This window comes from Actinomyces sp. oral taxon 170 str. F0386 (genome assembly GCF_000195595.1).
Lineage (GTDB): Bacteria > Actinomycetota > Actinomycetes > Actinomycetales > Actinomycetaceae > Actinomyces.
Map to the genome: position 1 here is coordinate 1 of NZ_GL882566.1, position 17773 is coordinate 17773.

17 protein-coding genes are annotated in these 17773 nt (G+C 70.0%); 5 read left to right on the plus strand and 12 right to left on the minus strand.

The genetic code is table 11. From position 1 onward, the window contains the following. The 6 genes from ispE to metG all read right to left on the minus strand — a co-directional run. Positions 1-776: 4-(cytidine 5'-diphospho)-2-C-methyl-D-erythritol kinase (ispE, locus tag HMPREF9056_RS11125; protein WP_034514491.1), on the minus strand; the 776-nt coding region annotated here is incomplete at its 3' end. Next, positions 773-1876: a 16S rRNA (adenine(1518)-N(6)/adenine(1519)-N(6))-dimethyltransferase RsmA gene (gene rsmA, locus HMPREF9056_RS11130; protein WP_009405086.1), complete on the minus strand. Its 1104-nt coding sequence runs from the start codon at positions 1874-1876 to the stop codon at positions 773-775. The genes ispE and rsmA, both read right to left, overlap by 4 nt. A 169-nt stretch (positions 1877-2045) precedes the next feature. Further along, on the minus strand, positions 2046-2930 hold the full coding sequence (locus tag HMPREF9056_RS14920; protein ID WP_009405087.1) for a resuscitation-promoting factor: 885 nt from the start codon (positions 2928-2930) through the stop codon (positions 2046-2048). Positions 2931-3106: 176 nt separating this feature from the next. Next, positions 3107-4114, minus strand: coding sequence for a G5 domain-containing protein (locus HMPREF9056_RS11140; protein ID WP_034514492.1), 1008 nt, complete (start codon positions 4112-4114; stop codon positions 3107-3109). Positions 4115-4396: 282 nt separating this feature from the next. Further along, on the minus strand, positions 4397-5323 hold the full coding sequence (locus HMPREF9056_RS11145; protein WP_009405090.1) for a TatD family hydrolase: 927 nt from the start codon (positions 5321-5323) through the stop codon (positions 4397-4399). 6 nt (positions 5324-5329) lie between these two features. Next, entirely contained in the window at positions 5330-7177 is a 1848-nt protein-coding gene (gene metG, locus HMPREF9056_RS11150) for a methionine--tRNA ligase (RefSeq protein WP_009405091.1), read from the minus strand. On the opposite strand from metG, the gene HMPREF9056_RS14190 reads away from it, so the two are divergent. Both HMPREF9056_RS14190 and HMPREF9056_RS11155 read left to right on the plus strand, forming a co-directional pair. Continuing rightward, a complete protein-coding gene (locus HMPREF9056_RS14190; protein WP_157185074.1) occupies positions 7176-7397 on the plus strand; it encodes a hypothetical protein in 222 nt (73 codons plus the stop codon). The two genes, metG and HMPREF9056_RS14190, sit on opposite strands and share 2 nt — an antisense overlap. Before the next feature lie 51 nt (positions 7398-7448). Then, the gene (locus HMPREF9056_RS11155) at positions 7449-8528 is read left to right on the plus strand and encodes a hypothetical protein (protein ID WP_009405093.1); all 1080 of its coding nucleotides are present in this window, start codon (positions 7449-7451) and stop codon (positions 8526-8528) included. A gap of 102 nt (positions 8529-8630) precedes the next feature. On the opposite strand, the gene HMPREF9056_RS11160 is transcribed toward HMPREF9056_RS11155, so the two are convergent. Continuing rightward, the gene (locus HMPREF9056_RS11160) at positions 8631-9233 is read right to left on the minus strand and encodes an isochorismatase family protein (protein WP_009405094.1); all 603 of its coding nucleotides are present in this window, start codon (positions 9231-9233) and stop codon (positions 8631-8633) included. Positions 9234-9296: 63 nt separating this feature from the next. Next, positions 9297-10265 (minus strand): 16S rRNA (cytidine(1402)-2'-O)-methyltransferase, encoded by a 969-nt coding sequence (gene rsmI, locus HMPREF9056_RS11165; RefSeq protein WP_009405095.1) that lies wholly within the window; start codon positions 10263-10265, stop codon positions 9297-9299. Positions 10266-10318: 53 nt separating this feature from the next. Between rsmI and HMPREF9056_RS11170 the strand changes: the two genes are divergently transcribed. Then, on the plus strand, positions 10319-12508 hold the full coding sequence (locus tag HMPREF9056_RS11170; protein WP_034514493.1) for a dolichyl-phosphate-mannose--protein mannosyltransferase: 2190 nt from the start codon (positions 10319-10321) through the stop codon (positions 12506-12508). A gap of 44 nt (positions 12509-12552) precedes the next feature. Here the strand turns inward: HMPREF9056_RS11170 and HMPREF9056_RS11175 are convergent, their stop codons facing one another. Continuing rightward, complete coding sequence (locus HMPREF9056_RS11175; protein WP_034514494.1) at positions 12553-13560, minus strand: hypothetical protein; 1008 nt, start codon at positions 13558-13560, stop codon at positions 12553-12555. Between the two features lie 84 nt (positions 13561-13644). On the opposite strand from HMPREF9056_RS11175, the gene HMPREF9056_RS11180 reads away from it, so the two are divergent. Beyond that, entirely contained in the window at positions 13645-14235 is a 591-nt protein-coding gene (locus HMPREF9056_RS11180; RefSeq protein WP_009405098.1) for a TetR/AcrR family transcriptional regulator, read from the plus strand. A gap of 75 nt (positions 14236-14310) precedes the next feature. On the opposite strand, the gene HMPREF9056_RS11185 is transcribed toward HMPREF9056_RS11180, so the two are convergent. Both HMPREF9056_RS11185 and HMPREF9056_RS11190 read right to left on the minus strand, forming a co-directional pair. Continuing rightward, on the minus strand, positions 14311-14949 hold the full coding sequence (locus tag HMPREF9056_RS11185; protein WP_009405099.1) for an NAD(P)-dependent oxidoreductase: 639 nt from the start codon (positions 14947-14949) through the stop codon (positions 14311-14313). Continuing rightward, complete coding sequence (locus HMPREF9056_RS11190; protein WP_157185075.1) at positions 14946-15887, minus strand: EamA family transporter; 942 nt, start codon at positions 15885-15887, stop codon at positions 14946-14948. The genes HMPREF9056_RS11185 and HMPREF9056_RS11190 overlap by 4 nt, the downstream gene beginning before the upstream one ends. A gap of 79 nt (positions 15888-15966) precedes the next feature. Here HMPREF9056_RS11190 and HMPREF9056_RS11195 point away from each other — a divergent pair, with 79 nt between their 5' ends. After that, positions 15967-16896 carry a LysR family transcriptional regulator gene (locus HMPREF9056_RS11195; RefSeq protein WP_009405101.1) on the plus strand — a complete coding sequence of 310 codons (930 nt, stop codon included), beginning with the start codon at positions 15967-15969 and terminating at the stop codon, positions 16894-16896. Between the two features lie 75 nt (positions 16897-16971). On the opposite strand, the gene HMPREF9056_RS11200 is transcribed toward HMPREF9056_RS11195, so the two are convergent. Continuing rightward, a partial coding sequence (locus tag HMPREF9056_RS11200) for a serine hydrolase (RefSeq protein ID WP_009405102.1) occupies positions 16972-17773 on the minus strand: 802 nt, incomplete at its 5' end.

Genomic DNA, 17773 nt, shown 5'->3' on the forward strand with positions numbered 1-17773 from the left:
CGGGCGTCCCCGGCGCGCAGGGCCGCGGTGAGGGCCTCGGGCACGTCCCGCACGGCGGGTCCGCCGCCAGAGCCGGCGGAAGCGCTCGCACCGGCGCCGGCCAGCTCGTCGAAGCGGCGGAAGACTGCGGGCGTGGACAGCCCCTCCTCGGCCAGGGCGAAGACCCAGTGGTAGGCGCCCCGGGTCATGATCGGGGTGACGAGGTCGCCGCGGCCGGACCCGACGGCAGTGGCGCCGGTCAGGGGGAAGGGAACGTCGGCCCCGAGGCGGGCGGCCAGGGCGGAGAGCTCGGGCAGGGAGAGGCCCGTGCCCCACAGGGCGTTGCAGGCGACGAGGGTGGCAGCGGCGTCGGCCGACCCCCCGGCCATGCCTCCGGCCACGGGGACGCGTTTGCGCAGGAGGAGGTCGACGCCCTCGCTCACACCGGTGGTCTCGGACAGGAGCTCGGCTGCGCGCACGGCCAGGTTGGAGGCGTCGGTGGGGACCTCGGCATCGGGCTCCTCGAGGGTGAGGGTGACGGTGCCGTGGTCCTGGGTGGACTGGCGGCGGGCGGTGACAGTCTCGATGAGGCGGACTGCCTGGAAGACCGTGGTGAGCGGGTGGTAGCCGTCGGGACCGGGGGCACCGACGGACAGGAAGAGGTTGACCTTGCCGGGGGCCTCGACACGCACGGAGGAGGCCGAGCCGCTGCGGGGCGGGGGCGACGAGGGGTCGCGAGGACCGGTGGGAACGCTGGGACCGTGAGGAACGTTGGGAACGGCACGCAGATGGCTCATGACTGCTCCTGTGAGGTGGTGGGAGGCGTGGACGCGGCGGCGCCATCGGCATCGATGGGGTGCAGCGCCTCGGCCAGGGCGGCGAAGGCGGTGATGTCGAGGGTCTCGCCGCGCCGCGTCGGGTCGATGCCGGTGGCGCGCAGGGCGGCCTCGGCGGCATCGGCCCCTCCGGCCGCCTCGGCCAGGGCCTTGCGCAGGGTCTTGCGGCGCTGGGCGAAGGCGGCGTCGACGACGGCGAAGACCTGCTCACGGGTGGCGCGCGTGGTTGGGGGACGGCGGCGGACGAGCTCGACCAGGGCGGAGTCGACATTGGGCACGGGCCAGAAGACGTGCCGGGAGATGGTCAGGGTGCGGCGGGCGGCGGCGTACCAGGCGGCCTTGACGCTGGGGACGCCGTAGGTGCGTGAGCCGGGCGCGGCGGCGAGGCGGTCGGCGACCTCGGCCTGGACCATGACGGTGACGGTCTCCAGGCTGGGCAGGGCCTCCAAGACGGTGAGCAGGACGGGCACCGCCACGTTGTAGGGAAGGTTGGCCACGAGCCGGGTGGGTGGGGGCTGCTCGGCTCCGCTCAGGGCCTCGGCGGTGATGCTCAGTGCGTCGGCCTCAATGACGCCGAGGCGTCCGGCGGCCTCCGGCATGCGGTCGGCCACGGTGACGGGCAGGGCGCGGGCCAGGACGGGGTCGATCTCGACGGCACTCACTCGCGCCCCGGTCTCCAGCAGCGCCAGGGTGAGGGAGCCCAGGCCCGGGCCGATCTCCAGGACCGTGTCATCGGGGCGCACGCCTGCGCTCCTCACGATGCGGCGCACGGTGCCGGCGTCGTGGACGAAGTTCTGCCCCAGGGTCTTGGTGGGACGGATCCCGAGCGCCTGGGACAGGCCGCGGACCTCGGTGGGCCCCAGGAGGCCGGCGGCCCGGGAGCCCGACGCGCCGGCAGCCTGCTGAGCTCGGGCGGCTCGAGCGTCCTGCCGGACGCCGCTCGCACAGGTGGGGTCGAGTGGAGTCTCGGAGGTGGCCTCGCAGGTTCCTGCAGGGTCAGATCCGTCTACGCGGGCGGCTTCCGCAGAGGGCACCTGCGAATCGGGGACCGGCAACGTCATAGGGACACAGTAACCGGCGTCCACCTTTTATCACTGTGAGACGTCTGAGAACACGCCGCGTGCCCGCTGGTCGCTGCTCGTATCGTGCAGACGTCGCCGAGCGAGCGGCCTACGGCAGTGGAGGACGGCGGGGGACCCGGCCGCTCAGGTCCCCTCGGGCGAGCCGGGCTCAGCCCAGGCCGAGCTTGTCGGAGCAGCCGGGCCACTGCCCCCAGCCGGCCTTGGCCTGAAGCTTCTTGGCCATCTCGGTCTGGGTGGCGGCGTCGGCCTCATGGGGGTAGCCGGTTCCGCCCAGGGACTGCCAGGTCTCCAGGGTGAACTGGTACATGCCGTAAAAGCCGTTGCCGGTGTTCGTCCTCGGGTTGCCGCCGGACTCGCACTGGGCGAGCTTGGCCCAGACGTCGTCTCCGACCTCGCTGGGACCGCCGCCGGAGCCGCCTGCGGATGCTGAGCCACCAGAGCCGCCGGAGGAGTCCGACGGTGCCGGGGGCGCGGGGGTCTGCGCCTGGGACTGCTCCTGCTTGTTGTCCTGGGGCTTGGCGGCACCGATGCCGACGAGGACGACCTCATCCACCTTCTGGGTGACGACCACCTGCGCGATCGGCGTGCGCGAGACCTCCTTGCCGTCGACGGTGGTGACCTCGTAGGTGGTGCGCACGACGCCGTCGACGCCGGGGGTGGCGACCTTGGTCTCCCCCTGGGGCAGGTCGCTGCTCTCCTGCTGCAGGGAGCCATGAGGGTCGGTGGAGTCAACCGTCTCGGTGGTGAGCGTGGAGGTGCTCGGCGCGACCGAGACACCACCGCGACCGCCCTCGGCGCCGAGGGCGTCGACACGCTGGTTCGCGGCGTCGGCACCGGATGCTCGGCCGTTATCGCTGACTTTCACGGCGGCGTAGGCGCCGCCGGAGACCGCCACCGACAGGGCCAGGGCCGCCAGGCCGGCGCGCAGCGCGATGGCACGCGTGCTTCTGCGCTCCTCGGCCGCCTCCTGCGGGTCCGGCTCCGCCGGCCCCTCGGGCAGGGCGTGGGCGTGGCGATGGGTGGTGGGAGTCACGGGGAGACGTCCTTCCAATCGATGGCGAGTGCCACGGTAGTGGAATGACGAAGGTCCTGACAACAAACCGCCTCACGCCCACGTAAGGCGTGCCTCCATGTGTCGGCGGCACCCACTCTCAGTGAGGTGGGCGCCGTCGGGCGTTGGGGAGCCCGCCGGCGAGGCAGGTTCCTCGCTCAGTACCAGCCGACGGACTCGGAGTGCGCCCAGGCGGAGCAGGGGGTGCCGTAGCGACCGGAGATGTAACCCAGGCCCCAGGTGATCTGGGTGCTGGGGTTGGTGGCCCAGTCGTCGGCGACCTCGCTCATCTTGGCGCCGGGCAGCGCCTGGGGGATGCCGTAGGCGCCCGAGGAGGCGTTCTGGGCCTGGTAGTTCCAACTGGACTCGCGGTTCCACAGGTTCTCCAAGCAGGAGAACTCGGAGTCGCTCCAGCCGTAACCGCTCATCATGGAGCGGGCGATGGCCTTGGCGCTCTCAGGGTCGGTTCCCGCGCCGGGGTCGGCCGCGGGGGCGGGCGCACTGGGAGCGGCTCCCTCGTTGGACTGTGCGGCCTGCTGCTGGGCGGCCGCGGCGTCCTGCTGGGCCTGCTGCTGGGCGGCCGCGGCGTCCTGCTGGGCCTGCTGCGCGCCGGTACCGACGAGGACGACCTCGTCCACCTTCTGGGTGACGACCACCTGGGCCACCGCGGTGCGGGAGATCTCCTTGCCGTCCTGGGTGGTGACCTCGTAGGTGGTGCGCACCAGCCCGTCGACACCGGGAGTCTCGACCTGGGTCTGCCCGGCGGGCAGGGCGTCACTCTCCTTCTGCACCGTGCCGTGAACCTGGGGCTCGTCGACGGTGGTCGTGGAGACCTCGGCGCTGGCGATCTTGCCGGAGCCCTGCGCCTCACTGGCCGTGGGCTTGGCCTCGGACTCGCCGCCGATCAGCCCGAAGGAACCGCCTGAGGAGGAATGACCCTCGTCATCGCCCGCGGAGATGGCCGCGTAGGCGGCACCGGAGACGGCCAGCGAGAAGGCTGCCGCGGCACCCCCCGCCTTGAACAGCATGGGGGTCAGAGCGGTCTTGGCAGGTCCTTCGGCACGACGACGGCCGTGGACACCTGAGGCGGTCCGCTTCCTGGCGGCCATGGAGCCGAGGCCGGAGAGTGTAGTACTCAGGGAGCTGGTCTGGGAGTGACGACCCACGATAGAACTTCCTTCGTTTGACGACTGCGTGTCACCGTAACCGATGACCCAGGGGCGTGCCAATGCACCTGCTCACACCCCGGCGGCATGTGACCGAACCGTGCAAAGACGCTCTGATTCCCGACTGTTCTCCACCTGGGACGAACCTGGAAGAATGATGACAATCTGGGGGCCGCTGGTCCGGACAAATCCCGTCACGCCGGACCCGGCACCATCTCTTTCCCAGGACCGTGAGCACGTAGTCCGCACCCGCAGGATGTCAGGGGCCGGTTCCGGCGGTGATCACCACGTCCCGTAGACCGCCGCGGTGGTGGCCTGCAGACGGCGGCAGAGCGACTCCTCCCCCATCCCCCGCTGCTCGGCCAGGAAGCGGACCGTGTCACCCAGGAGGTAGGAGGCGTTGGGCCGGCCGCGCCAGCGCCTGGGAGGAAGGTAGGGCGCGTCGGTCTCCACCAGGAGGAGGTCGTCGGGCAGGGCGGCGACCGCCTCGCGCAAGGCGGTGTTGGCCGGGTAGGTGAGCGGACCGGCGATGGAGGCGTACCAGCCGTGCTCGGCGCAGGCGGTGGCCAGCTCGGCTCCGCCTGAGAAGCAGTGGAGGACGGTGCGCTCGGGGGCGCCGTCGGCCTCCAGCACCTCCACGCAGGCGGTGTGCGCGTCGCGGTCGTGGATCTGCAGGGGCAGGTCGAGCTCCTTGGCCAGGGCGATGTGTGCACGGAAGGCCTCGCGCTGGGCGGCCGCCCCCTTTTCACCGGTGCGGAAGAAATCCAGGCCGCTCTCTCCGACGGCGACGACGACGTCGGCGTTCGCCCTGAGCGTCTCCTCCAGGCGGACCATGACCGAGTCGAGCGGCTCGCCGTGGTGCTCCTGGGCCCGGGGCTCGAGCCCGTCGGGGCCGGTCTCGCGCACCCCGGCATGGAGGACGGCCTCGTTGGGGTGCACCGCCAGGGCCACACGCACGCCCGGCAGCTCACGGGCCAGGGTCAGGCTCTCCTCCCAGGTGGTGACCTCGCAGGCGGAGGTCACCACGCGGGTGACACCGACGGCGGCGGCGCGCTCGACGAGCTCGGCCGCGGTCAGCGGCGCCTCGGATCCGGGGCCACCGGCGTCCGCGGCCACCGGCAGGTGCGTGTGGTTGTCGGTGACCGGGGCCGCCAGGGGCACGACGGCGTCGGCCGGCGGCCAGGAGCGGTCGCGCTTCCTCGGGCTCATCGGCGCTCAGGCGCCGGTGACGTCGTCGGGCAGGGAGTCGGCGTAGCGGGCCAGCTCGGCCTCGACGATCGACTCGTCCAGCTTGGTGAACACCGGCGCCGGCTTGGCCACGGGGGTCCCGACAGCGACCGGGTGGCGCTCCCAGGTGGGGGCGCCCTCGTAGTCGCCGGTGATGATCGGGTAGCCGGTGCGGCCGTCGAAGGCCTCGGGCAGGCGGTCGGGGTCGAGCTCGTCGACCTCCTCGATGCGTGGCATCGGGGCGACCTGGCCGCTTCCGCCCAGGACCCTGTCCACGTCGTTGGCGGCGTGCGGCAGGAAGGGCGAGAGCATGAGGTTGAGGTCGGCGACCACCTGAGCCAGCGTGTGCAGGACCGTGGCCAGACGGGCCTGTGTCTCGGGGTCATCGCCCTTGAGCTTGAAGGGCTGGGTGTCGGCCACGTACTTATTGGCCTCGCCGACCAGGCGCATCGCCTCGCCCAGGGCCGCCTTCTGACGGTGCTGGGCGATGAGGTCGCCCACGGAGGTGAAGCCGGCCTCGACGGCGTCGAGCAGGGCACGGTCGGTGTCCTGCGGCTCGCCGGGCTCGGGGATCTGCCCGAAGCGCTTGTGGATCATGGAGGCGGTCCGGTTGACGAGGTTGCCCCAGCCGGCCACGAGCTCGCCGTTGGTGCGCCGTACGAACTCCGCCCAGGTGAAGTCCGCGTCCGCGGTCTCCGGTCCGGCCGCGCAGATGAAGTAGCGCAGGGCGTCGGCCTGGTAGCGCTCGAGGAAGTCGCGCACGTAGATGACGATGCCGTGGGAGGAGGAGAACTTCTTGCCCTCCATGGTGAGGAACTCGCTGGAGACGACCTCGGTGGGCAGGTTGAGCACGCCCAGGCGCCCGGGCTCGCCGCCGCTCTCGCCCTGGCCGTTGTAGCCCAGGAGCTCGGCGGGCCAGATCTGGGAGTGGAAGACGATGTTGTCCTTGCCCATGAAGTAGTAGGACAGGGCCTGCGGGTCGTTCCACCAGGCGCGCCACGCCTCGGGGTCGCCGCTGCGGCGCGCCCACTCCACAGAGGCGGACAGGTAGCCGATGACGGCGTCGAACCAGACGTAGAGGCGCTTGGTGGGCTGGTCCTCCCAGCCGGGCACCGGGATGCCCCAGTCGATGTCACGGGTCATGGCGCGCGGGCGGATATCGCCCAGAAGGTTCTGGGAGAACTTGATGACGTTGGGGCGCCAGGTGCCGGAGGCCTCGCGCTCGTCGAGCCAGGCCCCCAGGGCCTGGGCCAGGGCGGGCAGGTCGAGGAACCAGTGGGTGGTCTCGACGAACTCGGGGGTCTCGCCGTTGATTCGCGAGCGCGGGCCGATGAGGTCGGTGGGGTCGAGCTGGTTGCCGCAGGTGTCGCACTGGTCCCCGCGAGCGCCCTCGGCACCGCAGATCGGGCAGGTGCCCTCGATGTAGCGGTCGGGCAGGGTGCGCCCGGTGGAGGGGGAGATCGCCGAGCGGGTCACCTGCTGGGCCATGTAGCCGTTGTCCCGCACCGTGGTGAACATGTCCTGGACCACGTGGTAGTGGTTGCCGGCGGTGGTGCGGGTGAACAGGTCGTAGGACAGGCCCAGGGCCACGAGGTCCTCGACGATGAGGCGGTTGTTGCGGTCGGCGAGCTCGCGGGCGCTGACGCCCTCCTCATCGGCGGCGACGAGGATGGGGGTGCCGTGCTCATCGGTGCCCGAGACCATGAGGACGTCGTGACCGGCCATGCGCATGTAGCGCGAGAAGACGTCAGAGGGAACACCGAAGCCGGCGACGTGGCCGATGTGACGCGGGCCGTTGGCGTACGGCCAGGCGACTGCGGACAGGATGTGGGTCATGGGGGTCAGCCTATCCGGTTCCCGGCCGCTTCAGTCCTCACTGGTCTCACGGGCCGGCGCACTCGCCGGCCCGGATGGGACGACGGCCTGCGCGGGCGGACCGGTACCCGGTAGTCTGTCCCGAGTCATGTGGCGCCCGCTCAGCGCATGTCTGGGCCTGTCCGATCGGGCCTCGTTGGACATGTTCTTCTCCGAGATCGAGTCGCGTGCGCCCTCATGACGTGTTCCCGCACGCCTCTCACATGGGCCCGATGGACCAGGAAGGCCAGTTATGTCCCAGTACCCCGGCTCCGCACCCGGCTCCGCGTACTCCGCGAGCTCAGCAGGCTGGTCGGCGAACGGTTACGACCCCGCCATGGCCGGAGGCCAGCCTTCGCAGTATCCGCAGGCCGCACCGTTCCAGGCGCCCCAGGCCGGCTACCCGGGAGCCACGGGCCAGCCGACGACGTCGAGGAACCTGACGGCTCCGACGGCCCTGGCCGTGGCCGGGCTCGCCATCCTCCTCATCGCCGTCATCGGCGGGATCGGCTCGGCGGTGACGCGCAGCCAGTTCAACGCCACCGTCACCAGTCTCCCAAGTGACCAGGCCGCCACGGTCGAGCTGGACAAGGGCAGCAGCTACGGGCTCTTCTACAGCGACGGGGATGACGCGCCGGACTGCTCGGTCACCTCGCCCGACGGGGACGACGTCGCCACGAAGTCCAGCTCGTCGTCGACGAAGGTCAAGGGCGGCAAGCTCTTCACGACCTTCTCCTCGAAGGGCTCGGGCTCCTACACCGTTGACTGCAACAGCACCTCAGGGGTCTCCGTGGGCGAGATCGTCGCCCCCTCGTCGGTGAAGGCCGCCTTGCTGTCGCTGTTCGGGGTCGTCGGCGCGATCATCATCGCCGTCGTGGGGATCGGCATGGGCGTCGGAGGCATGGCCTGGCGCTCCAAACTGGCCGCAGCGGGGGCGACGACCGCCCCGACCGCCGCAGGTGCGCCGTTCGACGGGACGGCCGGGGCGGTGCCCGGAGCCCCCACCGTCTACACGCAGGGCGCCTGGCAGTCCGAGCAGCAGGCTCAGGGCGGTCAGTACGCGCCGCAGCAGCCCCAGTACCAGCAGCCTGAGCCGGTGGCCCAGCAGGCCCCCTACGCGCCGTCGGCGACCGGGGCGGGAGCACCCCAGTACTCGCCGACCGCTCCGACCGCCCAGTTCGGGTGGGCCGGCCAGCAGCCGGGCCAGCAGCAGCCTCAGCCCGAGCAGCCATCGGTGTTCACTCAGCCCGTGCAGCCGGGTCCGTACAACCAGCAGGGCCAACCCGGTCAGCCGGGCCAGTACAACCAGCCCGGAGGCTGGCCGGCGCAGTAGGTGGCCCGGCCTCAGGCAACGCGGGGGTGCCCTCACCGATTCTCTCGGTGAGGGCACCCCTGCGTTCGGGTCCGAAGCCCTGATGATCGGTGTCGACGGCCCTCAGCGGGAGGCGGCCAGCTCGATGCCGGCAGCGCGCATGTCGGCCTGGGCGGCGTGCCCCAGCTCGGGACTGACCGGCTCGGTCAGGTCGGTCAGGACCCGCACGCGGTAGCCCTCGCGAACCGCGTCGAGAGCGGTGTCCTTGACGCAGTGGGACTCGGCCAGGCCGACGACGTCGACCTCCTCGATACCGGCGGCGCGCAGGATGTCGTCGAGGCTGCGCCCGTCGTCATCGACACCCTCGAACCCGGAGTAGGCGGCGGCGTACTGGCCCTTCTTGACGGCGGCGTCCGCGACGAGACCGTCCAGGGCGGGGTGGATCTGGGCCTCAGCGGAGTCGGCCACCCCGTGAACGGGCCAGGTGTCGACGAAGTCCGGCTCTGACGAGAAGTGCTCACCGGGGTCGATGTGCCAGTCCTGGGTAGTGACCACCAGGTCGTAGTCCCCCCGGTGGGAGGACAGGTGAGCGGCGATACGCTCGGCGACGGCGTTGCCGCCGGTGACCGCGAGCGCTCCTCCCTCGCAGAAGGTGGGTTGGACGTCGACGACGATGAGGGCCCGGCGAGCGCGGGCACCCGGGCCGGTGTGATGCTCGTTGCTCATGAACCGACCATAGCGGGCTCGGCGGCTCGCGGGGACAGGGATGACCGACAGGATCGGGGCTGCTCAGGCGGTTGCGTCGCGCAGCTCCAGGGCGGCGCGGTAGACCTCGTTGGGGCGCAGGCCGGCCTCGCCGGCCGCCTGGGCCGCAGCCGCTTTGAGGCGCATGCCGCTCTCGGCCAGTGCCAGGGCCCGGCGCGCGGCGTCCTGGGGGCTGGCGGCGACGGGCTCGGCGCCGGCGACGACGAGGACCACCTCCCCCAGGACGCCGTCGGCCGTGGCCCGGACCAGCTCGACCAGCGGGGCCCGCAGCACCTGCTCGTGGGTCTTGGTCAGCTCCCGGCACAGTGCCGCCGGACGCTCGCCACCGAGGACCTCGGCCATGGCGGCCAGGGAGTCGTGGACGCGGCGGGGCGACTCCAGGAAGATCATGGTGCGCTCCTGGGCGGCCAGGGACTCCAGGGCGCGGCGCCGCTCCCCCGGCTTGCGCGGCAGGAAGCCCTCGAAGCAGAACCGGTCGGAGGCCAGGCCGGACAGGGCCAGGGCGGTCAGGACGGCCGAGGGGCCCGGGGCGACAGTGACGGGCACCTGCGCCCGCACGGCGGCACGGACGAGCCGGTAGCCGGGGTCGGAGACCGATGGCATGCCGGCGTCGGAGACGACCAGGACGCGAAGGCCGGCGCGGGCGGCGTCGAGCAGCTCGGGGGCGCGATCGCGCTCATTGTGCTCGTGGAGGGCGATGACGCGCCCGTGGGGCTCGACGCCGAGGCGCTGCGTCAGGGCGCGCAGCCGACGGGTGTCCTCGGCGGCGATGAGGTCGGCCTGCTCCAGGGCGCACCGCAGGCGCTGTGAGGCGTCGGTGGTGTTGCCGATGGGGGTGGCGGCCAGGGTGATGGTCCCGCCGCGCAGGTCCGGGCTATGCGCAGCAGGGGCGGCGACGTCGTCGGCAGCGGCGGTCCGCCCGTCCCGGTCGGGCCCGTTGTCGTGACCGTCCCCGACGGGGAGATCTTCTGCGGACGGGATGCTCTCAGTCATAGGACACAGTATGTCGCTGCGACCTTCGTGACACCGCCGCCTAGACTCGGGGTGTGACGACTCCGAGCGCACTGTCTCCCGAACAGTCCCCCGAGCAGTCCCGCGACGGTTCCCCCGGGCCGTCCGCGGAACAGGAACGGGCGCAGGAACCCGCTCCGACGGCGCACGGGGCGCAGGATGCTGCACCGGCCGCAGCCACCACAACCACCGGAACCGGTGGCTCCGGGGCCGACACGCCCGACGGCGAGGTGCGCACTGAGGACGAGCTGCGCGCCCGCCTCGGCCTGGGTCCGCGCAGCTGGACGATGCCCCGTGCCGTGAGGATCCGTGGCTGGGTCGTCACCGGCGTCGTCGGCGTCATCGCGGCCCTGCTGCGCCTCATCGGGCTGGGCCATCCCAAGACGCTCATGTTCGATGAGATCTACTACGTCAAGGACGCCTACGCCCTGTGGCACCTGGGCTACGAGGCGAACTGGGCGGCGAACTCCGATGCCGCCTTCGCCTCCGGGAACTTCTCCGGAATGTCCCAGGAGGCCGCCTACGTCGTCCACCCTCAGCTGGGCAAGTGGATCATCGGGGCCGGCATGGAGGTCTTCGGGCCGTCGTCGTCCTTCGGCTGGCGCAGCATGCCGGCCGTCGCCGGGATCCTGACGGTCATGCTGCTGACGCGTCTGACGATGCGTCTGACCCGCTCTCCCCTGCTGGCCGGCCTGGCCGGGCTGCTGCTGGCGGTCGACGGCGTAGCGCTGACCGAGTCCCGCATCGGGCTGCTGGACGTGTTCATCGGTTTCTTCGCCACCGTGTCCCTGTACTGCCTGGTGCGCGACCGGGAGTGGTCTCGTGCGAGGCTGGCCCGCAGGATGGCGGGGACGCGCCCCGGGGCGAGGGCACCGCACGCCACGATCCGCCCCTGGTTGCTGGCCACCGGCATCGCCCTGGGGCTGACCTGCTCGATCAAGTGGTCGGGGCTCTACCTCGTGGCGGTCGTCGGCGTCGCTGTCGTCGCGTGGGACACGCTCGCGCTGCGGCGGGTGGGGGCGCGGGCCTGGTTCCTGGAGGGGACGGTCGCCCAGGGTGTGAGTGACTTCCTCCAGACGGTGCCGGTGGCAGCAGCGGTCTACGTCGGCTGCTGGTGGTCCTGGTTCACCCACCCCCGCGCCTTCAAGCACGGGTGGACGGCGGAGCAGCTCGAGCACCACCAGCCGATCCCCTTCCCCTCGCTGCCCCACAGCATCAACGACTTCGTCGCCTACCACCAGCAGATGTACGAGTTCCACGTGGGCCTGGCCTCACCGCACACATACCAGTCGAAGCCCTACGGCTGGCTGCTGCAGACCCGGCCTACATCCTTCTACTGGGAGGACAAGGCCCAGGTGCCGCAGACCTGCTGGGGCGGCGACTGCGTCCAGGCGATCACCTCGATCGGGAACATCGTCATCTGGTGGTCGGCCGTGGTGGCCCTGGTGGCCGTCGTCATCATCGGGGTGAAGAACCGCGACTGGCGGGCGTGGGTGCCCCTCATCGGCTATCTGGGCCTGTACGTGCCGTGGTTCCAGTACCGGGATCGGACGATCTTCACCTTCTACACGGTGGCCTTCGTGCCCTGCGTCGTCCTCGTCCTCGTCCTGGCGCTGGGTATGGGCTCCGGTCTCCTGCCACCGCTGCCGGGCTCCAAGACGGCCCAGGCGCAGGCGACGGCCCTGATGAACGGGCTGATCGGCGCCGGCATCCGACCCTGGCGCGGTGTGGGCGCCCGGTTCCTGGGCTTCGGCCCGCAGTTCGGGCACACGCCGGTGTGGACACCGCCGGTGGTGGAGACCGACCCGGGCATGTATCGCATCAGCCCGGAGGCGGACGATGACGGTGACCTCGACGGCGAGGGCGATGCGCCTGCCGCCGGCGACGACACGGCCTCCGACGCCGGGCGGACCGGGCCGGTCGACGCGGCGCAGGCCATGGCGTACGTCACCGGGTACCCGGCAGCGCCATCGCCGTCGGGCACCGCGTCGGGCTCGCCCGCCGACGACGATCCGAAGGGGACCGCCCGCCACAGCCCGTGGGCGAGGCTGGCGAGCTGGACGTCAGCACCCACGTGGCAGATCCGCAGTGAGGGCATCGTCCTCATCATCGTGGTCACGGTCCTGGCCTGCGCCGCCGCGGCCTTCTGGTGGCCGATCTGGACCGGGCAGAACGTCTCACGCACCTTCTGGCTCTACCACATGCTCCTGTCGTCCTGGATCTGAGCCGGGACTCAGATACCGCAGCTGCCGGAGGCAGAGAGCCAGCATCACGCACGGCGAGATCGCCGTGACCGACGGTCCGTCATGGCCAGCAGGCCGATGCCGGCCAGGATCCATGCCAACGGGACGGTATAGCCCCACTGCCACCCCGCTCCGTTGAAGTAGGCCTGGTTCAGGACGGCGCGCACGACGTTGCCGGTGGGGAGCAGTCTGCTGATGATCTGATACGGGGGCGTCAGGAACTGCATCGGCAGGATCCCGGTGGCGGTGGCGTTGCCCAGGGTGACGAACAGGACGGCCGTCGCCACCTGCCCCAGAGGGCCGACGACGTCGAGGAGGGCGGAGCCCGTCGTCACCGCGGACAGGCACAGAAGCGAGACCATGGGCCAGCTGCTCCAGAAGGTACCGGGTGCGATGGCGAACCAGGGGTCGAGCATGAGGGAGACCAGCAGACCGGCGACGGCAGACACACCGGCCATGATCGACAGCCTCGTCCGCAGTGACAGCCCGACCTGGGAGCCGACGGAGGCCAGGGCCTGGGAGAGGACGAAACCGGTGAGAGCGGTACCGAAGACCGCGAAGAACACGCTTCGGCCCGGTGAGGCGTTCGCCGCCACCCCTGGGGTCGTGTTGGTCACCCGAAGCGTCATCCCTGAGCGCTCCGAGACTCGCTGAGCCACCGGCTGCATGTAGGCCAGCACGGAGGCCCCGTCAACGCTGGTGTAGGACAGCTCCACGCTTCGAGCCTCCCCATCCAGCGCCATGACGCCGTAGACCTCATGGCGAGAGAGGCGCTCAAGCCCCTCCTCGCGACGAGTCACCTGAACCAGCCGGTACCCGTCGCCCGCAACATCCTGCAGACGCGAGGCGTCAACGCCCGCGACGGCCACAGGCAGACGGCGCGGCTCCGGGGCATTGAACACCTCGATGTAGAAGTAGCTGAAGAGCGCTCCGGTCAGCAACGCGGAGACGGCCACGGTGAGCACCGCACGAACAACGGTCGTGCGCGGAACGGCGAGACACTCTGCGGTGACCTCGGCAGATGACGAAGGCATGAGACCCTCCTGCAGTCATTGACTGATAACTAAATGAGGTTATCACTCAATGACTGCAGGTGTGATGGCGGCTAGACTGATCTCATGAAGGAGCCACCCGCATCCGGCGACACTGAGCCAAAGGCGTCGGGCCGTGACCGCATCCTGGCCGCAGCGCTGCACCTGTTCGGTAGATACGGGTTCGCTCGCATCACCACCGACCGCATCGCCCGCGAGGCCGGCGTCAGCCAGGCATACGTGGTGCGCGCCTTCGGCTCCAAGACCAAGCTGATCCGGACCCTGTGCGAGCAGGCCTCCACACACATTGACGAGCTGTTCCGCGACACCGCGCCCCTGAGCGATCCTGAGCAGCGCCACGAGTTCGGCAAGCGCTTCCAGGAGCTGGCCTTCTCATCTGATGAGCTCAGGCTCCTGGCCCAGCTGTTCGTCTGCGGAACCGACGACAAGCTGGGCCCCCTGGCGCGTGACGGGTTCACTCGAGTGGCCCATCTGCTGCACGACGATCTGGGTATTACGCGCGACGAGACAAGGAGTCTTCTCGCTGTCGGGATGCTGTCGACGACGTTGTCCGCCCTCGACTACGACCGCCCGGCCGATCCTCTCATCGAGTACCTCTTCACGGGCGAGGCACCCCCTGGAGACGACCCCACTGCTGGGAGCCGCCACTCTTCGTAGTTCTAGCCACAGCGGGATGGCGAGGTGAACTCACTCCGTCTCGGCCTCCGGCGACTCCAACGGCCTCCCGGCTTCCTACACGGAGGCGATGACGGTGAAGTGCTGCTGTCCTCCGGGCTGCTCCAGCTCGTCGACGACGGCGAGCGCGAGGTCCTCGGGACTGATTCGTGACTGACCCTGGCTGTCCACGAGAAGCGTGGTGGTTCCACGCCGGTAGGAGCCGCTGATGTCTCCCGGACCGAAGATCGCCGGTGGGCTGAGATAGACCCACCCCCGATAGCTGTGCGTCTGGCAGGCTCGGATCTGATCGAGGCTCGCCCGCGCCACATCTCGCCATTCCGGCGGCACGATGGCGGGATCATCAATGGCGAGTGTGCCGGGATGAGTGGGCGATGTCAGCGGAGCGGCACCCCCGATGACGAGGAGAGGCGTTCGACTCCTGGAGGCGGCGTCCAGGACCCCCGTTGTCAGCCCGGCCAGATCACTCTCTTGGCCTGAGGGTGGACGGAGTGCGACGACGGCGGCATCACAGTCTTTCAGGACGTCCGCAACGCCGTCGACGTCAGTGACGTCCAACAGACGGGAAGTGAGGCGGCCAGCTGTCTGAGAGCGGTGCTGCCGGGACACTGCCGTCACGTCATGGCCGCGGCGCAGTGCCTCGGCGACGACGGCCGCACCGGCCATACCGGTGGCTCCGAGGACGACGATTCTCATGAGTGGTCCTTTCGAGAGGAGGATCGGGAAGAGGGCGGGGCGAGCTGGCCCGCGGTCATCGCGGTCAGAGCGAGCGCGAATCCCAGGAGCTGGATGGATGTGAGCACCTCGCCGATCACGAGATGCCCGAGGAGCGCCGCAGTCAGCGGCGAGAGAAGGCCCAGCAGCGCCGTCGGGGTCACCGGTAGCCGGCGGATGCCCTCGAACCAGACGACGTAGGCGGCGAGCCCTCCCACGAGCCCGAGCCAGCTGTAGCCCGCCACGGCGGTGGCATCGATACCGGCTGGGACACCGTCGATGACAAGCGCAGGAACGATGAGCAGCAGTCCGGCACCGGTGAGCTGCCAGCCGGCCAGGCTCAGAGCGGAGACGCCGTCGGGTCTGCCCCACCTCTTGGTGAGCACGACTCCCAGCCCCATCGAGACGGCTCCGCCCAGTCCGGCAGCCACCCCGAGGGCGTCGAGTCCCGCCTGCGGTCCCAGGACGACGAGTGCGACACCGACGACGCCGATCCCACCCCATATCAGCCTCCACACTGACGGGTGCTCACTGAGCACGACGACGGCGAGGCCGGCGACGATGATCGGTTGGGCGGCACCGAGCGTCGCGGCCACGCCTCCGGGCAGGCGCTGCGCGGCGACGAAGAGCAGCGGGAAGAAGCAGGCCATGTTGAGGGCCCCGAGGATGAGGCTCTTCCACCACCACGTTCCGCGCGGTAGCTGCCGAGCAGCGAGGAGGGCAAAGCCGCCCGCGGGAAGCGTCCGTGTGAGCGCGGCGAAGACCGGGTGCCCCGCGGGCAGGCCGTGGGTGGTGACGATGTAGGTCGTTCCCCAGACGGCCGGCGCCAGGGCCGTCAGGGCGATCCAACCGGCATTCCGGCGAGCGTCGGAGAAGGTTCTTCCGCGCCCGGCCGGTTGAGCGCTCTGCATCGTCGTCATGGCCTCAGCCTGCCCACCATGCATTGATCTGTCGATGACATAGATGTGATGGCAGCGATGCCCACATAGGATTGATGTCATGGAACTGCAGCAGATGCGTTACGCCCTTGCCATCGCTGAGGAGCAGAGCTTCACGCGTGCGGCTGAGCGATGCTTCGTGGTGCAGTCCGCCTTGAGCCGGCAGATCAAGTCTCTGGAGAGCGAGCTGGGGCTGACGCTGTTTGCACGCACGAGCCGCAAGGTGAAGGTGACACCCGCTGGGGAGGCCTTTCTGGAGCAGGCTCGGCTGTGCCTGCAGGCAGCCGATCGCGCCAAGGTCGAGGCCGCGGCTGCGCAGGGCGAGGTGAGAGGGACTCTGACGATCGGGGTGATTCCAACGGTGACCGCAGTGGATGTTGCTGCTGTCCTGGGCCAGTTCCATCGCCGGCACCCCGATGTTCGGGTGCATGTGCGCAGCGGTGGAAGTGATGCGTTCCTGCACCGGATCGCAGATGGACGTCTCGATGCGGCCTTCCTCGGGTTGGCTGAGGCTGTCATACCTCAGGGCGTTCGCACGCGGGAGCTCACCAGGGAACGGTTGGTGGCGGTACTGCCGTCCGAGCATCAGCTGGCGAAGCGACGTCGACTCCACCTTGAGGATCTTGCCGACGAGCCCTTCGTGGACTTTCCAGCAGGATCATCAGGACGCGAGCAGTCGGACCTGGCCTTTCAGGAGGCGGGACTCCGCCGCGAGGTGAGCTTCGAGGTGACCACTGCCGAGCTGTTGACGGACCTGGTGCATCAGGGGCTGGGGGTGGCGCTGATCGCTCCCAGCGTGGCCCGTGAGGTGCCCGGATGCGCATGCGTCGCCGTCAGTGATGGCCCCGTCCGGGTGGAGTATCTCGCCTGGGACTCGTTCAACCCCAGTCCGGCGGCTCAGGCCTTCATCGACTTTGTCCCAGCGCCTTCAAGGCAGCCACATCAAACACCGACGCCTTCTTCACAGACAGCGCGTACTGCGTTGCCATGAAGAAGACGTCGGCGTTGAGGGCCGGACCTGGACTGCTGAGAGGCAACAGGTCTGGATAGCTGGAGGCGGCCACCGCTACTTGTGGCACAGTGTGGCGTCGACGGCGTCCTTGTTCCGCTGGTACTTCTCCTTGGCGGAGCTCTCCGGGTTGTTCTGGTCGGCGATGGCTGTGGGCAGGGCGGTCACGGCGACGGTGACGGCGGTGCCGTCCGGTCCCACGGCGTTGTCGGTCTGGTACCCGTGGATCGACCCGCCGTGGCCCCAGGAGGTGCCCCCGCAGCTGAGCGGAGTACCGATGAGGCCCAGCCCGTACACCGTCCCCGGTCCAAAGCGCGAGCTGGCGTCAACCGCTCCGTTCTTCATCTCGTCGATGCTGGCCTGGGTCAGCAGCCTGCCGTCGAAGACGGCCTGGAAGAAGGTGTTGAGCTCGCTGGGGGTCGAGACCATCGCACCAGCCGCCCACCCCCAAGCCGGATCCATCTCGGTAATATCCTCCAACTTGCCCCCGGCACTGAGGTGGTAGCCCTGAGGGTGGGTGCCCTTGATGCTTCTGTCTCCCGGGGCCGGGAAGTAGGTATGGGACAGACCCAGCTTCTTGACGATGCGCTGATCGATCTGCTCACCCACCGGCCGCTGAGACACCCGCTCAACAAGCATCCCCAGCACAAGGTAGTTCGTATTGGTGTAGGCCCACTGCGTCCCCGGCTCAAAGGCCGCCGGCTTGCCCAGAGCCGTGTCCAGCAGGTCCCTGGGCGGGATGTAGTGGTCCTTGATCTGGAAGATATCGCTCCTTCCGGGAGTGGTGTCGGTGTACTCGGGTAGTCCGCTGGTGTGCTGGAGGAGCTGGCGCACCGTGATCTTTGATCCGTCAATACCC

Excerpts from the sequence above, each read along its gene's own strand:
- rsmA (WP_009405086.1), bottom strand. The coding sequence starts at position 1,876 with ATGACGTTGCCGGTCCCCGATTCGCAGGTGCCCTCTGCGGAAGCCGCC.
- HMPREF9056_RS14190 (WP_157185074.1), top strand. The coding sequence starts at position 7,176 with ATGGGGGTCAGCCTATCCGGTTCCCGGCCGCTTCAGTCCTCACTGGTC.
- HMPREF9056_RS11190 (WP_157185075.1), bottom strand. The coding sequence starts at position 15,887 with ATGACGACGATGCAGAGCGCTCAACCGGCCGGGCGCGGAAGAACCTTC.
- HMPREF9056_RS11155 (WP_009405093.1), top strand. The coding sequence starts at position 7,449 with ATGTCCCAGTACCCCGGCTCCGCACCCGGCTCCGCGTACTCCGCGAGC.
- HMPREF9056_RS11180 (WP_009405098.1), top strand. The coding sequence starts at position 13,645 with ATGAAGGAGCCACCCGCATCCGGCGACACTGAGCCAAAGGCGTCGGGC.
- HMPREF9056_RS11175 (WP_034514494.1), bottom strand. The coding sequence starts at position 13,560 with ATGCCTTCGTCATCTGCCGAGGTCACCGCAGAGTGTCTCGCCGTTCCG.
- HMPREF9056_RS11160 (WP_009405094.1), bottom strand. The coding sequence starts at position 9,233 with ATGAGCAACGAGCATCACACCGGCCCGGGTGCCCGCGCTCGCCGGGCC.
- metG (WP_009405091.1), bottom strand. The coding sequence starts at position 7,177 with ATGACCCACATCCTGTCCGCAGTCGCCTGGCCGTACGCCAACGGCCCG.
- HMPREF9056_RS11195 (WP_009405101.1), top strand. The coding sequence starts at position 15,967 with ATGGAACTGCAGCAGATGCGTTACGCCCTTGCCATCGCTGAGGAGCAG.
- HMPREF9056_RS11145 (WP_009405090.1), bottom strand. The coding sequence starts at position 5,323 with ATGAGCCCGAGGAAGCGCGACCGCTCCTGGCCGCCGGCCGACGCCGTC.
- HMPREF9056_RS11185 (WP_009405099.1), bottom strand. The coding sequence starts at position 14,949 with ATGAGAATCGTCGTCCTCGGAGCCACCGGTATGGCCGGTGCGGCCGTC.
- rsmI (WP_009405095.1), bottom strand. The coding sequence starts at position 10,265 with ATGACTGAGAGCATCCCGTCCGCAGAAGATCTCCCCGTCGGGGACGGT.